Consider the following 16,511-nt stretch of genomic DNA (forward strand, 5'->3'; position numbering starts at 1 on the left):
TCCTCCGGCCTGACTCCCGTGCAATAGAGTTCAAACACACGGTCGGGTCCAACAAATTCGATTCCCAGCACCAAGCCCTGTCGAAGCCGCTCTGGAAGTGGTGGGTACCGCGCCAAGGCAGCGCGCGTTGCGACGCGCGCCTTTTGTGTGAGGACGTCCAAATGGATCATCATGGCGTCCACCCATCAAGACTATCTCCCCATTTTGTAAACATTCGACGCTCTCCGATAGAGTTAAAGATAGCGCTCTTATTGCCTATGGCCTCCAAAACAGCACGATCTCCATCCGATGACCGCAAAACATTCTTGGAGTCCCCGGGGTGAGTGTGCGAGGACCACCTCCATCCCCGCTCTCTCAATCTCGCAGCAATACTTGGAGTGATTGGAACAGAGTCTGGCGTACCACGAACGATGAGGCGTCTGCCTCCAGTCGAGAACATTGCAAATTCATCACCTGTCGCGGCGGTAAGGGCCGTAAGATCCTTGTTGCCGAACAATCGTTTACTCACAATCGTCTGCGCCCCCGGGCCATTCAATCGTTCGAGAACAGAGCTTTGGACCGGACTCAATTCACCCAAGCCGCGAAAAATAGCCGCTGGATTCCCTCTAGCACTAGCTGAAATAGTCTTGAGAGACGAGCTAAATCCTCGCAGTGCACCGGCGCCCGTCCGATAAACCCCAGCAGCAGCAAGGATCGTCTTCACACCCGCGATGGACGCATGGAAAGCATGCTCACCAACCGCATAGCTATTCCCTGAATCATACGCCTCGCTGGCAAGCCACCCATGCTCAAGCATCTTCCCAGCAGGATTGAACGTATCAACGAGTCCACCCACGACGCCGTATTCTTTAATGCTGGTCGTGAGTTGCTGTCCTAAACCTATGCTTCCTACCAGCGACTGGTAGACCGGCATTTGCGAGAGCGCATAGGCGGCAGGCAGGTCCGCAAGAACGGATGCACCCGCGTGAGCGGCGCCATCGACCCAGCTTCCCATTGGAGTCCCGGAACGAGGGCTGATTCCCGCTCCGCCAGCACTTCCTGTAGGCCCGGGCTCAACCTTCACCGTGGGATTGCTGGTCGTGTACCTGGGAGTTGAAGACGACTGCGTATTGGGGCCTGTGTTGACGGTGTTCGAAGTCCCGCCGCCATGCGAAGACCGATAGTTCCAATCCACAGAGTCATAGTGAGAGGGAATGGGGTTAGGACTCATCCCTCCCCATCCACCGCCGCCTCCCCCACCAATCGTCCGGAAAATATTCAGCCCCCACCCCAAAACATTGAAACCGGAAGGGTCCGTATTCTTGAGCGGATTGTTAACACCAAAGCGATAACGATTAAGTGAACTCGAAACAACTGGGTCGGGCGTCAGGAATGCACCCAGGGCTGGATCGTACATCCGCCCCTTCATGTTCACGAGTTGCGATTCATCATCAACGGAGTGACCCTGGAAGCCATTTCTGAGAAAGGATGGCGCATCCATTTCTTGGGCCAGGTCACCCAGAGCCTGACGCCCCCCGAACGGAGCAAACTTCATCCGCTCAACGACCTGCCCCTGAGCGTCCGTAATAGCCGAAGGGGTTCCAAGGGGGTCGGCGTGAACATAGAACACCTGCTCACTTTCGACCATCCCAGTGCTTCCCTCGTGCCAGTGGACCTGGGCGATCAGAGAGCCATCGGCCTTCAGGCTGAACACATGGTTCGTCAAGCCGGCCTGAACGCGTCGCTCGTACACATCCGCCAACGTCAGTGTCTCATCCCCATTGGGGAGGGTCTTCAAGACACGGCGATGCGCCCCGTCATACTTGTAGTGGGTCGTTGCCTGTCCACGTGACACCTGGGCAGGAAGATCAAACGATGTGTACTGAATCGTCTGGCCCTTCCCATTCTCAAACTGATTCCCTACGGAGTCATAGCTCATCTGACGGGTCAGCCCCTTCTGGGTCTGGCTCGTCACAGCATGGGGCCGCAGGCCATTGTAACCGAACGTCGAAGTGAAGCCGGGTCCTGCCACGATAGGATGGGTCTTCAGATTCCCAATCGAATCATAGGTGTATTCCTGCCTGGAGATGGCACCACGCTGGGTCACCTTCCAGGCTTTCAGCCGGTCCGAGTCGTCATACTCGAAATCCTCAGACGTACCATTGAGCAGGTCATGCCGCTCCTCAAGGTTCCCATCCACGGAGAACTTGAACGCAAGCTGCTGCACCTGAGCCAGCCCTGAAGCTTGCAAGTATCTCAGCGTCCCCGTTTTATCAAAAACCCTGTTCGCGTTGACGCCATTGCCATAAAGTTCCCGTGGAATCTGCCCCAGGGAGTTGCGCTCCAGCGCCTTCCAATAGCTGAACCCCGTCTCTGCGTTCTGGATGGACGCCAGATTGCCAACGCCGTCATATGTCTTCTGGACCACCAGGCGGGAGGCACTGCCCGTCGGGCCAACCGACGGGTACGACAGGGTCAGGGGACGGCCGTAATCATCGTAGGTGGTCGCCAGAGAGAAACGCTGTCCCTGCACGACCCACGTGGTTTCTGCAGGCCGGCCAATCGAGTCGTATAGATACTCCGTTCTCACGCCGTCAGGACTGACTACTGACTCCAACTTCCCACTGCCATGGGAGCCGGCGGCACCATCCCAGACATACCGGGTAACCCCATCTGGAGACGTAATGACCTGTGGCCGTCCCAATCCATCGCGCTCGATGGTCGTCACGCCAAGCGCATCGGTCCGACGAATCACCTCGTCGAAGGCGTTGAAGTCCACGCCCGTACGCCCCTGATCACCATCCACGAGCGCTGTCTGCCGCCCCAAGGCATCGTACTCAAGCGAGGTGATATTTCCATTCTCATCGCGAACCTGGAGCAGCTCGCCGCGGACACCGTAGGAGTAACCCACGGACGTAGTCCCGCTCTGCAGGAGTTTACTCTCCGAGACCACCTTTCCGCGTCCGTCGAGCGTCGTCAGATGGCGCCGGCCTGCCTCATCTGTCACCTCGGAGGTGAGCAGGTCGTAGCTCCAGGTCCTGAAGCTCCCATCCAACCGGGTGAGCTTTTTGGGGCGCCCCAGCGCATCCTCATCGAAATAGGTGTACAGCGGCGTCTCGTTGGCCGTATGCGGCTGACTGACTCGCCACACCTTTCCGTCCGTCTTATACTCAGTCTGAACATAGACAGGCTCAGGCTGGGGACCACCTCGGTTCCACTGCTGCAGCACGGAACGTCCCAGGGCATCCTGTTCGGTCCTGAGCGTCTGTCCCCCCATAACACTTCGGATCAGGATCCCTCCACCGCCAGGTCGACGCGCATAGGAGGTCAGCTGATCCCCTGCGCCCATGACATCCATCTTCCGTTCACGACCGAAGCCATCGTAGCTGAATGTCGTTTCGTCTCCATTACCATCGCGTACTCGCATGGGCACACCAAACCCACGATGGTATTCCATCTCAGTCCGGACGCCGCCGGCATCTTCCCACCCCGTGAAGATGCCATCCGCCGTCTCATATCCCATGCTCCAAGTCCGAATTTTCCCTTGGAGGTCTCGGGACTCCAATGAGGTCGGCAACCCAAACTCATTGTAGTAGATTCGTGTCTTCAACCACTCAGTGGGAACCGTTGAGTTCGGAGCACGCGTCTCTTCCTCAACAAGCCCTGTCGTGGCGTTAGAGGTGTATACGACTTGCTGCTCCGCCCTCCTGCCTTCCGAATCCGTCCACACGGTGCTCGCTTCCCGGGGACGCGACACCAGCCAACGGCCAAGGTCTGCAGGCTCATAAAGATATGAGTTCTGCTGGCGTCTCATTTTGCCATCCCAGATCACCTGATCCGAGGATGACGTCAGGTTGCCGAATCCGTCGAAGTAACTGGACGCCTGATTGTAGCGGTAACAGTCCTCAATCAGTTCGGGCTTCTTCGAGCAGACGGATTCTGACGTGCTGACGCGTACCAGCCTGTTTGAGCCATCCTGCATGAACTCAAAGGTCCAGGAGCGGTTGCTTGAGTGGCGCACGCCATCCACGGTGATTTCGGATGCTTCGCTCGAGGGCAGAGAGATCGCAGCCGACGTCCCCGTCTGTGTCTTGGTCGTGACCTTGGCACCCGTCACATCATCCAGAACTGTCCTCTCCATGAATCCGAGCCACCCGCGGCCGAGCAAGCTCATCCGGCTTCCTGCATAGCTGTACGTCACAGAATTCAGGACTGAGGATCCAATGCCGGCCGTAGCCCTCTTCACCACCCAGGTGCCGCGGTGCATTGGCACGATGTTCTGCTGGGGAAACCAGTGTTCGGTTGGCGTATAGACAGCACGATCGCCCGTGTGCCCGTATTCAAACGCCTCAAATGCTGCCTCCTGCCTTACTTTCAGCAAGAGTGGTTGCTGCGCGCCCTTTGAGATATCCACATAGACAGATGAATTAGTGCAGGCATAGGTGTCAGGGACGCCATCACCATTCACATCGGCGACTTGAGCAGGATGCCGACCAGCAATGATTGTCGCATCTTCCGGTCTTGTGTATTTGCTCCAGACAGCACCTGTCTGGTCGAGCGCGTAGTGATCAGAGCCTCCGGAGAACGTCCCATCAGCACGCATCTGATAGAGTTCGTCTCGACCATCGCGATTAAGATCAGCAACCACATGTCGCTGGGCCAAGAGGTAGTACTTATTCACAGCGTCACAAACGGGCTCTTCATAGCCGTTGCCCGTATTGATTGAGTAGCACGCCCGCGACTCAGCGCTGTTCGGAACTGCACTAAGCACCAGGTAATCCTGAAGCCCGTCACCGTTGACGTCCATGGGATAGAAATAGTCATCTCCACTTCGTCGCCCGGAGTAGCCATCAACCCGCTCCAATCCCCCTGGACCAATGACTGCAAAGCGTCCGTCCCCGTAGCCCACCCTTCCTTCACGCCCAACCATGAAAGACTGGAAATCGCGCCTTGGCGTCGAGGCAGGCCAATTTGTCAAGAACGTCGGGTCACCGAAGCCGGCTCCCGGCACGAACTTACGATAGACAATACCCGGGGAGGCACCTGTCTCATCGTAGCCGATGTACTCAAGATTGCCGTCGCCATCCACGTCAGCGATCCGCCAATGCTGCATCATTGTCCGCGATCGGAGCGACTCAGAATACGCCGAAACAAACTGAATACTGCCCGTACTCGAGTTCTTCTTGGCCAGAAATAGCTTATTGGCAACTGTGTATACACCCGGGGTCTCCCAGTAATAATCGGAAATCATCAAATCAGCTTTTCCGTCCCGATCGATATCGACCAGCGGATTTCCTTCGCCGGCCCGATTATCTATCGTTACGGAATTAGGGAATGACTGATAATTGATAACCCCAAGGCCTTCGGCAACCACCGACGGGCCGAATCCCGAACCAGTACTTAGCCGATAGTGATATTTAAAATCACCCTCCTTGTACAAAACGTCATCCCGACCATCCCCATCCAGATCTCCGAAATAGCACTGCGTCTTGCCAGTCGTCACCTGCGGGTAGGAGAAGCTGACCCGATCGCTTCGAATCGTTGCGGGAGGGATGTCGTAGTCAAAGGCAAGGCCTTCCTTGCATCTCTGCTGTTGTGCGCCGTCGCACTCCGAAACGCCAACGAGCAGGCTCGCGGTCTCGCGCGCATGGTAGGCCGTCCTATATCTGAGCCGGTACTCCTTGAGCAGGCCTTCCACCTCAGGCGCCGGGCCAAACATCGAAACCTTGGTAAGTCGCTTCGCGTGACGGATCTTGTACCCTGCCACCCAACGTTCCGTCTTGAATGGATCATCGCCATACTCAAACGCGATCCTGCGAGTCGGGCTGCGCGGCATGCCCCCTGAAGATCCCGTGTACCGAATCACCGATGGCAAGATCTCGGCGCCAGTCTGAGAGCTTCCCGTGATCGAATACTCGATGGTCATGTAGTTGCCCGTCGTATCTTCGACCCGGGTCAGCCCCCACTCGAACCTCGCGAGCTTGACGACATTGCGGACATAGCTGTCCGTCAGCGAGTTGTAGTCCACGCGGTTTTTGAAACCCGGCGCGATCGGTCCGTAGGTCCTGATCGTACCGTCCCGTTGGTAGACCTTGAAGAAGCTTGGTCCCGCCTCGGTGAAATCCAGAGCGACGATCTTCTCGTGCCCGTTGAACTCCGCGCGGTATTCAGATCCTTCCGTGCCGTAGCCGCCGTTGACAACAACTAGCCGCTGTCCGTCCAAGCAGTAACGATCGCCTTGAGGGCCATCGTCCAAGGTTGGATCCAAAGTGATACCATCCTGTGCTACCGATCTTCCGCAGCGGCTGATTTTGGAGACTCCGGTCAGGTCCCAACCGAACCCCGCTGTCCCTACGCCAGACTGGCTGTTGTAGACAAGCGCAAGGGACGGCCCGATTTCGGCTCTCGCGGGAGGGGTCCATAGCGGAGCGGTATAGGTGGAAGCGCCTGTCATCGACACCTCGGCACTGCCCGCCATGGAGCCCGCTGCATATCCGTCCGCGTCAACTTCCGTGGGCAGAATGCCTCCTGGCGCCGGAGGAGACAGGGCGACTGCCAGTGCCCGGGTGCTCAACCGTTCGCTCCCAACTTCTTCGGGGGCCATTTCGCCCAGGCAGCCGGCAAGTGCCGCCTGGAGGTAGACCAACACCATGAGCGATGCTGCCGCCCTTTTCTTCGCGCCTTTCCGCTGGCACACCAGGGCCGAACTGTGTCGATTCATTCGTCTGTTCATCCGGGACATCTCTCCCCCTCAGGAGAAGCTTGCAAACTCAAAGATCAGCATGGCGCGTTACGGAATCGTGACACACGCATTGGCCTGGCAGGCCATCCCTGTGCGGCACGTGCCACAGTCCAGGGTGCCGCCACAACCGTCGCTGATTGCGCCGCACGAAGCACCCTGGGTTTCACACGTGGTGCGCACGCACGTTCCGCTCCCCCCAGCCTGTGCCCGACACACCAGTTCGTCGATGTTCCCATCGCAGTTGTCGTCAACGCCATTGCACTCCTCAGCAACATTGGACGTGCAAACTCCATAGTAGCCTGTCGTGCAATAGTTTGTTCCGGGCACGCGGCACTCGCCATCCTCAACGATGCATGCCTGGGTCAGTGAGCGCGGCTGGGCGGTGCCTGCTGCATTGTCAATGATGCCATCAGCATTGTCGTCACACCCATTGCAGGTTTCTGCTCCCACGTTGCAGGTGACGCCATCCGCAGTGCAAAAGTAGTTGCACTGGGCCGTTCCCGGCTTGCCTCCGCAGCCCGTACAGGAGCCCACTCCAGAGCATCCCCAGCAAGATCCCCAAAATCCGTACGCCGGATTGCAGATTTGGGAGCCACCAATCGAGCACCCGGCCGCAGTCTGGCACGGGCGCGATAGGTTCTCAGTCGATCCAGGGACGTTGTCGATGCGACCGTCACCGTCGTCATCACAGGCATTGCATTCTTCCGCGCCAACCGCGCAGTTACCAAGATTGCAGGCGGCATCGCAGGTCTGGGTGCCGTTCTTATTGCAGTTGGTGCAGGCGACGCTTCCGGCACAGCCCGCGCATGCTCCCCAGGTGCCGTTCGTACAACTCTGGGTTCCACCGATAGGGCATGGCGTGCCCGTCCGGTTGCAACTTCGCATCAGGGTTCGAGCGCCCTGTCCGGGCCGATTGTCAATCAATCCATCGGCATTATCATCGCAGTTGTTGCAGATTTCTGTATCAGAGGTCTTGCACGCGAGGACGATGCCGCTATCGCTACAAACAACCTTGCCTGTTGCGCCTCCGCACCCGGTACAGGAGCCTGTGCCAATGCCCTCGGCCGCACTGCACCTTGACCAGTAACCTGCTCCAAAGCATGTCATCGTTCCGGGACAGCCATTGCCCAGTGAGCAGCCGGCTTCATCACCCGCGCTGCAGACAGCACTCCAGGCCCTGCCTTGAGGCAGCAGCAACGCCAGCAATGTGATGAACAACCAGCTCTTTGAGTAGACTTTGGACATGATGGACAAGCTTCGGCCTGAGCCTTTGCTGGCTTTCTTGGAAATTGACGGGTTTGGTGGGGAGCGCCTGAACCTGGATTCGTACAGGGCTGCATAGCAGACGGTCAACCCCCCAATCCTTGAAGGGAAATGACCCTTCTGTGGGGTACTACCCAGGAGATGCCTGCGCCCTCTTCCGTGCGTGTCCGCGGCACCATCCAGGGAGTCCCTCACTCGAGGAGACCTTCCGAGGCACGCGAACCTGACAACGTCAATGGGCAGGCACGTCAGTCTTCACCGACCGCGCCTGCCCATCTTCTCAACGTGAACTGAGGTCCGCGTCAGCCCTGCGGCGCCGCCGGGCGTGACTTGCGCGCGGACTTCTTCGTCGTCTGGATCTCCAGCGACAGGTCCATGGCCCGCGCCGAGTGCGTCAGCGCGCCCATCGACACGAAGTCCACGCCCAGCTTCGCCAGCCGGGGCAGCCGATCCAGCGTGACTCCACCTGAGACTTCAATGGGCACACGGTTGGCCGTCAGCTTCACGGCTTCACGGATCTGCGGGTCGTCCATGTTGTCCAACATGATGACGTCCGCGCCCGCCTCGATGGCCTCCGCGAGCTGCTTGAAGTTGGTGACCTCCACCTCGACCTTCACGAGCCGGGGGCCATTCAACTTCGCGCGGCGGACCGCTTCGGTGATGTCCCCGCCCACGGCCGCGATGTGGTTGTCCTTGATGAGGATGCCGTCGAAGAGCCCGAAGCGGTGGTTGGACGCTCCGCCCATGCGCACCGCGTGCTTCGCGAGCCCCCGCATGCCCGGCGGCGTCTTGCGCGTGTCGAGCACCCGCAGCTTCGAGCCCCGCACCGCCGTCACCGCCTGCTGCGCCAGCGTCGCGATGCCGGCCGCTCGCTGCACCAGGTTGAGCGCGGTGCGCTCCGCGGCGAGCAGCGAGCGCAGCTTGCCGTGGACGCGCGCGGCGACCACCTTCGGTTTGATTTCGTCACCGTCGCGCTTGAGGACCTCCACCTCCACCTCCGCGTCCACCATGTGGAAGACGCGGACGAAGGCGTCCAGGCCGGCGATGATCATCTGCTCCTTCGCGACCAGCTCGCCGCTTCCCTCCGCGTCGGCGGGGACCACCGCCAACGAGGTGACGTCCCCCGCCGCGCCCAGGTCTTCGTCGAGGGACAACGCGATGAGCCGATCGAGATAATCCTGCTGCACTTCCGCCTCCTACCGACGGGCCTTGCGGGCCGCCGGCTTGCCCCGGGTGGTCTTCTTCGCCGCGGGCTTCTTCCCCGCGGACTTCTTTCCCGCCGCCTTCTTCGCGGAGGTCTTCCGGGCCGGCGCCTTCCTGGCGCTCCCCTTCTTCGCGGCGCTCTTCCTGCCCGCAGCCTTCTTCGCGGCCGGCTTGCCCCGGGTGCTCTTCTTCGCTGCGGCCTTCTTGCCCGCAGCCTTCTTCACAGGGGCCTTCTTCACAGGGGCCTTCTTGCCCGCGGCCTTCGTGGCCGGAGCCTTCTCCACGGGCGCCTTCGTCGCCGGAGCCTTCTCCACAGAAGCCTTCGTCGCCGGAGCCTTCGCCGCGGGCGCCTTCGTCGCCGGAGCCTTTGCCGCAGGCGCCTTCACGGCCGACACGGCCTTCTTGCCCGTCTTCTTCACGGACGCCGCACCTGCCTCCGGCGCCTCGCGGGTGTCCCCACCCTCCTTGGCCCGGTCGAACTCGCGCATCGCGTCGTCCACGAGGCCCATGCTCATGTACGCGACGCCCAGGTCGTGGTGGTCCGCAGCGGACAAGCCTTCCTTGGTGCCCTCGCGCAGCTTGTTGAGCGCGGCCTCCACCACGGGGTCGGCGGCCTTGGGAGCTTCCCCGGCGGCCTCCGCCTCCATCTCGCCCTTCAGCTCCTGCCCCAGGTTGACGTCGTCCTTCGACGCCTTGGGCTCGGTGGCCACCTTCACGTGGGCGCTCTCGGGGGCTTCGAGCGCGGAGGACTCGGACTCGGTGCTTCCCGGTAACGGCGACGGCATCTCGGACTCGGACATGGGGGGCTCCGGGGCGATGCGCTGGAGGTGATCCTGCAGCTTGACCGTGCGCTCCTGGAGCTCCGCCACCCGGGCCTTGTCCTTCGCCACCACGTCCGGCGGAGCACGGGCCACGAAGCTCGGATTGTCCAGCTTGCGCTGCACACTGGTGAGTTCCTGCTCGGCGCGCGCGATCTCCTTCTTCAGGCGGTCGCGCTCCGCATCCAGATCCACGAGGCCCGCCAACGGGACGTAGATCTCCAGGTTGCCGCTGACGAACGCCGCCGCCTGCGGAGGCTTGGCGCCCGGCGGGCCCACGTGCACTTCCGACAGGCCGGCCAGCGGCATCAGGTACGCACGCCAGCGCTCCAACAGCTCGCGCGTCGTCGCGTCCGGGCTCTGCACCACCGCCTTCACCTTGGCGGACGGCGGCAGGTTGCTCTCTCCGCGCAGCGTGCGCAGGCCCTCGATGGCCGCGATGACTGGCGCCATCTCCGCCTCCGCGGCCGCATCCACGCGCGCCGCGTCCGGCTCCGGGTACGCCGCGATGCAGATGCTCTCCGTGGGCCGGGACATCGGCAGCTTCTGCCAGATCTCCTCGGTGATGAACGGCATGAACGGGTGCATCAGCCGCAGGATGCGATCCAGGCAGTACACCAGCACCGCGCGCGTGGTGTTCTTGGCCTCCACGTCCTCGCCGTACAGCGAGCCCTTCGCCAGCTCGATGTACCAGTCGCAGAACTCCGCCCACAGGAACTGGTACAGCGTGGAGGCGGCCTCCGCGAAGCCGAACACCTCCAGCGACGCGCGCGTCTCCTCCGTGGCCTTCTGCAGGCGGGAGAGGATCCACCGGTCCGCCAGCGTCAGCGTGCGTCCCTCCAGCGGCGTGGCGTCCAGCTGGAAGTCGCCCATGTTCATCAGGGCGAAGCGGCTGGCGTTCCACAGCTTGTTGCAGAACGCCTTGTAGCCACCCAGGCGGTCCATCGACAGCTTGATGTCACGGCCCTGCTGCGTGAGCGACGCGAGCGTGAAGCGCAACGCATCCGCGCCGAACGCGGGCATGCCCTGCGGGAAGCGGTTGCGAAGCGACGGCTGGAGCGCGTCCACCTTGGCGCCGAGGATGACGTCCAGGGGATCGATGACGTTCCCCTTCGTCTTGGACATCTTGTCGCCCTTCTCGTCGCGCACCATCGCGTGCAGGTACACGGTGCGGAAGGGCACATCGCCCATGAAGTGCAGGCCCATCATCATCATCCGGGCGACCCAGAAGAAGATGATGTCGTGGCCCGTCTCCATCACGGACGTCGGGTAGAAGGTCTTCAGCTCCGGCGTTGCGTTCGGCCAGCCCAGCGTGGAGAACGGCCACAGCGCGGACGAGAACCACGTGTCCAGCACGTCCGGATCCTGCGCCAGGTCCCTGCCACCGCACTTCGGGCAGGACTCCGGCGTCGTGCGCGACACGATGACGTCCGCCGCGTCCAGCGACCGCTCCTCACCGGCCGGGCTGCACGAGGCACAGTACCAGGCGGGGATCTGGTGGCCCCACCAGAGCTGGCGGCTCACGCACCAGTCGTGGATGTTGCGCATCCAGTGGAAGTACGTGTTGGTCCACGACTCGGGGACGAACTTCGTGCGGCCCTGCTCCACCGCCTCGATGGCCGGCTTCGCGAGCGGCTCAATCTTCACGAACCACTGCGGCGACAGGCGCGGCTCCACCACCGTGGCGCAGCGCTGGCAGGTGCCCACGCTCAGCTTGTGCGGCTCCTCCTTCTCCAGCAGCCCCTGCTCCGTCAGGTCCGCCAGCACCTGCTTGCGCGCTTCGAAGCGGTCCAGGCCGGCGTACTTGCCTGTGTCCTTCGTCATCCGCGCCGCTTCGTCCAGGATGGACAGCATCGGCAGCTTGTGGCGCAGGCCCGTCTGGTAGTCGTTGAAGTCGTGCGCGGGCGTGACCTTCACCACGCCAGTGCCGAACTCCATGTTCACGAGCTCGGCGTCCGCGATGATGGGGATGTCCCGGTCCGTCAGCGGCAGCTTCACCGACCGGCCCACGAGCCCCAGGTAGCGCGGATCCTCCGGGTGCACGGCCACCGCGGTGTCGCCCAGCAGCGTCTCCGGGCGCGTCGTCGCCACGGTGAGCGTGCGGTCGCTGTCCTTCACCGGATAGCGGATGTGCCAGAGCGAGCCGTTCTTCTCCTCGTGCTCGACCTCCAGGTCGCTCAAGGCCGTGCGGCACGAGGGGCACCAGTTGATGAGCTTCTGGGCCCGGTACATCAGGCCCTCTTCGTACAGGCGGACGAAGACTTCGCGCACCGCGGCCGAGGACTGCTCGTCCATGGTGAAGCGCTCGCGGCTCCAGTCCAGCGACGCGCCCAGGTAGCGGTGCTGCTCACCGATGCGCGCGCCGTACTTGCCCTTCCACGTCCAGACGCGCTCGAGGAACGCCTCGCGACCCAGGTCGTGGCGGCTCTTGCCCTCGGACTTCTTGAGCTCCTTCTCCACCACCATCTGCGTGGCGATGCCCGCGTGGTCCGTGCCCGGCAGCCAGAGCGCGTTGAAGCCGCTCATCCGCTTCCAGCGCGTGAGGATGTCCTGGATGGTCGCGGTCAGCGCGTGGCCGATGTGCAGGCTGCCCGTGACGTTGGGCGGCGGCAGCACGATGCTGAACGGCGGCTTGGCGGAAGTGGGCTCGGCGCGGAAGTAGTCGCGCTCCAGCCAGTGGTTGTACCACCGCGCCTCCACTTCGGAGGGCTCGTAGGCCTTGGACAGTTCAGTCGTGTCAGTCATTGCAAGCGGCCGGCCCCCGACGGGGCCGGCGGGGAATCAGGGGGGACTGCGAATCAATGCTGGGTCTCGCGGTCCTTGATGAGCCGCTCCAGCTCCTGTCGGATGATGGTCTCCGCCAGCTGCGGTACGACCTCCCAGGCGATCTTCTCGATGACCTCGCGGGAGGCCTTCGACAGGGCCTCACGCAGCAGCGCCTCGCCGCCATCCGCCGGGCGACCCCGGGCGGGAGCCGCGGTCGGCGTGGGACCGCCGATGTCGAGGGAGATCTCCTCGGTGTGCTCGGGCAGCGAGTCCTCGATGCGCAAGTTCTCCGTACGGGCCTGCACGGCGGCCGGCGGAGGCGCGGACGGAGCGCCCAGGCCAAACGGATCCCGTGCACGGGCCGCGGGCGGAACCGCGGCGGGCGCGTGCGAAGGAGGCAGCGGCGTGCCCCCGGCGGGAGGACGCGGGAAGCCGCCCGGGATGTTCGGAGCGCCAGGACCGGCGGGACGCGCGGCCATGCCCGGAGGCGGCACGCCCGGACCCGGAGGACGCGCACCAGGGGGAACCGCGCCCGGAGGCGGACGCGCCATGCCCGGAGGCGGCGGCACGCCGGGACCCGGAGGACGCGCGCCCGGAGGCGGCACGCCAGGACCCGGAGGACGCGCACCCGGCGGAACGGCGCCCGGAGGAGGCACGCCCGGACCCGGAGGACGCGCACCCGGGGGAACCGCACCCGGAGGCGGACGCGCCATGCCCGGAGGCGGCGGCACGCCGGGACCCGGAGGACGCGCGCCCGGAGGCGGCACGCCAGGACCCGGAGGACGCGCACCCGGAGGCGGCACGCCAGGACCCGGAGGACGGGCGCCCGGAGGCGCGGCGGCGGGCTGCGGCGCGGCGGCCTGGGCCGGCACGGGCGTGGCGGCCTGGGGGAAGACGCGCGTCGCGGCGGACGCGGGCATGGTGTTCGACTTCTGGCCCACCAGCGCCTTCACCTTGTCGAGGAGGATCTGGCTCTCGAAGGGCTTGGTGATGTGGTCGTCCGCCCGGGCGGCCTTCGCGCGGTTCTCGTCGAACGCCTCGAAGGTGCCGGCGAGCAGCAGCACCGGGATGGCCTGGGTGGAGGGGTCGTTCTTGAGCGCCTCGCACACCTCGTAGCCGCTCTTGCCCGGCATCATCACGTCGGCCAGCACCACGTCCGGACGCAGCTCGCGCGTGCGGGTGATGGCGTCCAGCCCGTTGTCCACCGCGGTCACCTGGAAGTCTTCCGTCGCGAAGATCATCCCGATCACCTTGCGGATGGTGAGCGAGTCGTCGGCGATCAGTAGATTCTTGGGCATCGGCTCCGGCCTTCGGGGGGCGCATACCCCCCTGAATTCGTTTGAGATTTCGGGCGAGCAAGCCTGCCTGCCGGCCCTGTGTCAATCGGAGAAGCTTAGGGTTCGCGCTCTCGGCCGATCAAGAAAACATGCGCTGCAGGTCCAGGAACATCACGGGATCCGGCAGCCCTGGCGCCTTGAACGTGCCCATCAGCTCGGCGGGCTTGAACTTCTGCAGCACACCGAGCACCCGGGTGGCCGCCAGCCCTACCGTACGTCCGGCCATCTCCGTGAGCACGAACAGGTCCTCCACCTTCGCTGGCGCCCCCAACAGCGCCGGTACCGAACAGATGGGCCACAGCGCCTGCGCATGCGGGTACACGCCCGCCACCGGTCCGCTCTGCACCGGCAGCACGCTGAAGGACACCCCCTTCGGCACCACCTGGGAGACACAGGCCAGCGGCACGCCGAAGAGCACGCCCTGCGACTCCAGCACCAAGGCCCGCTCCGGAGGCACGTCCGCCCAGTGCACCGGCCGCAGCTCCGGCGGCACCGCCCTGGGGCCCACCCGGTGCGGCAGCGCCTCCACGATGAGCTCCAGGTACAGCCGGTCCTTGTGCAACACCGCCCCCCGGCTCAACGGCGCCAGGGAATCCGCGAGTCCCGGAGGGAGCAGGAAGAACGGATCACGCGCGACGTCCGCCACCTCCACGACCGAGCGGACACGCACCGCGAGCGTGGGGCTGACGTCCAGGACGACGACCATGCCCGGCACATCCTCGGGGGCTCCGCCGAGCAGCGCGGAGAGGTCCTTCACCTCCAGCACGCCACGCAGGCTGGTGCCGCGGGCGCCCGGCATGGCGACCTCCATCACGGAGGTGGCTTCCACGGCGTAACGCGTCTCACCGGCTTCAACCAGCAGGCAGAGCCGGCGTCCGCTTTCAAAAGGCGACACGGGGGTGACCCTAGCAGCGTTCAGGGGCTTGGTGCTAAGCCCTGAACAGTCATGGCGCGACTGCTCCTCGTCGACGACGAAAAGATCGCCCGCAGCCTCTACGGCGACTACCTCACGGCCTCAGGACACATCGTCACTTCCGTGCCCACCGTGGCGGAGGCGAAGGCGGCCCTCGCCGCCCAGCGGTTCGACGCGGTGGTCACCGATCTCATCCTGCCCGGCGGCGACGGCATGGAGGTGCTCCGCCACGTGCGCGAGCGCCACCCCGGCGTGGAGGTGGTGGTCATCACCGCCCTCGACAAGGTCGCCCCCGCGGTGCGCGCCATCAAGAGCGGCGCGGCGGAATACCTGGTCAAGCCCGTGGCGCCGGAGGCCCTGCAGCACGCCCTGCGCCGCGCGCTCACCACGCGCGACCTGATGCGGGAGAACGCGTCGCTGCGCCATCACGTCGCGCTGCTGGAGGCGGGCCAGCGCATCGCCACCACGCTCGACCGCGAGCGGCTGGCCCTGGCCACCTCCGACGCGCTGGAGTCCATGGCCAACGCCTCCGCGGTGATGCTGCTGGAGCGGGATCCCAACGCGGGCTTCCGCTCGCACGGCATGCGGGGCCTGCCGCAGGATCTGCACGACACGCTGGTGCCGGTGCTCGTGGAGCGGCTGTCCTCCCTGCGCGAGCCGATCCGGCTGGACGGCCTGCAGGTGCCATGGCCGCGCACCCTCTCCTTCCCCGCCGTGGACGGCGACTCGGTGCTGGGCCACGCGGTGCTCTTCCACGACCACCTGCCCCCGGAGCACCACCCGGAGACGGTGGGCTTCCTCGTGCGCAACTGGGCGCTGGCGCTGCGCAACCTGGGCCGCTTCGCCGCCGTGGAGGACCTGGCGTACGTGGATGATCTCACCCGCCTGTTCAACACGCGCTACCTGCAGCTCGTGCTGGACCGCGAGGTGAACGAGGCCGTGCAGACGCAGCGGCCCTTCTCCCTGCTGTTCCTGGACCTGGACCGCTTCAAGGCCATCAACGACACGCACGGGCACCTGGTGGGCTCGCGCGTGCTGGTGGAGGCCGCGCGCGTGCTCAAGGGCTGCGTGCGCGACCCGGACGTGGTGGCGCGCTTCGGCGGCGACGAGTACGTGGTGCTCCTGCGCGGCACCGACTCCGGCGGCGCCCTCAAGGTGGCCGAGCGCATCCGCCGCACCATGGAGGCCCACCAGTTCCTGGGCCGCGAGGGGCTGTCGCTCAAGCTCACCACCTGCATCGGCGTGGCCAGCTTCCCCGAGCACGCCCAGGACAAGGACCACCTGCTGGACCTGTCCGACCGGGCGATGTACCGGGGCAAGCGCGGCACCCGCAACGTCGTCTACATGGCGGCGCAGGACCTGGAAGCCACCCCGGCCGAGCGCCGCCAGGGCCCGCCGCCCCAGGGCTGAGACGGCAACCCGGGGCGCGAAGCTCCGGGGCCCTACTTGCGCAGGCTGCCCACGGTGAGGCGCTTGGGCAGCTCCGGATC

6 protein-coding genes are annotated in these 16,511 nt (G+C 64.1%); 1 reads left to right on the forward strand and 5 read right to left on the reverse strand.

Annotated features, from left to right (window positions below):
* Positions 1 to 169: 169 nt before the first annotated feature.
* From D7V97_RS44035 to D7V97_RS07145, 5 genes are all read right to left on the reverse strand, one after another.
* A complete protein-coding gene (locus D7V97_RS44035) occupies positions 170 to 6,700 on the reverse strand; it encodes an RHS repeat-associated core domain-containing protein (RefSeq protein WP_158623300.1) in 6,531 nt (2,176 codons plus the stop codon).
* Between the two features lie 1,586 nt (positions 6,701 to 8,286).
* On the reverse strand, positions 8,287 to 9,171 hold the full coding sequence (nadC, locus tag D7V97_RS07130; RefSeq protein WP_199728730.1) for a carboxylating nicotinate-nucleotide diphosphorylase: 885 nt from the start codon (positions 9,169 to 9,171) through the stop codon (positions 8,287 to 8,289).
* Between the two features lie 9 nt (positions 9,172 to 9,180).
* A complete protein-coding gene (locus D7V97_RS07135) occupies positions 9,181 to 12,750 on the reverse strand; it encodes a valine--tRNA ligase (RefSeq protein ID WP_120609835.1) in 3,570 nt (1,189 codons plus the stop codon).
* A 53-nt stretch (positions 12,751 to 12,803) separates the two neighbouring features.
* Positions 12,804 to 14,069, reverse strand: a complete 1,266-nt coding sequence (locus D7V97_RS07140; protein WP_120609836.1) for a PleD family two-component system response regulator — start codon at positions 14,067 to 14,069, stop codon at positions 12,804 to 12,806.
* A gap of 118 nt (positions 14,070 to 14,187) precedes the next feature.
* A complete protein-coding gene (locus D7V97_RS07145) occupies positions 14,188 to 15,003 on the reverse strand; it encodes a chemotaxis protein CheW (protein ID WP_120609837.1) in 816 nt (271 codons plus the stop codon).
* A gap of 51 nt (positions 15,004 to 15,054) precedes the next feature.
* Here D7V97_RS07145 and D7V97_RS07150 point away from each other — a divergent pair, with 51 nt between their 5' ends.
* Positions 15,055 to 16,431, forward strand: a complete 1,377-nt coding sequence (locus tag D7V97_RS07150) for a diguanylate cyclase (protein WP_120609838.1) — start codon at positions 15,055 to 15,057, stop codon at positions 16,429 to 16,431.
* Positions 16,432 to 16,511 lie beyond the last annotated feature (80 nt).

Source organism: Corallococcus sp. CA053C (assembly GCF_003611675.1).
Classification (GTDB): Bacteria; Myxococcota; Myxococcia; order Myxococcales; family Myxococcaceae; genus Corallococcus.

Bases quoted from the DNA above. Each gene is read 5' to 3' on its own strand.
- D7V97_RS44035 (WP_158623300.1), bottom strand. From the start codon at position 6,700: ATGAATCGACACAGTTCGGCCCTGGTGTGCCAGCGGAAAGGCGCGAAG.
- D7V97_RS07140 (WP_120609836.1), bottom strand. From the start codon at position 14,069: ATGCCCAAGAATCTACTGATCGCCGACGACTCGCTCACCATCCGCAAG.
- D7V97_RS07150 (WP_120609838.1), top strand. From the start codon at position 15,055: ATGGCGCGACTGCTCCTCGTCGACGACGAAAAGATCGCCCGCAGCCTC.
- D7V97_RS07135 (WP_120609835.1), bottom strand. From the start codon at position 12,750: ATGACTGACACGACTGAACTGTCCAAGGCCTACGAGCCCTCCGAAGTG.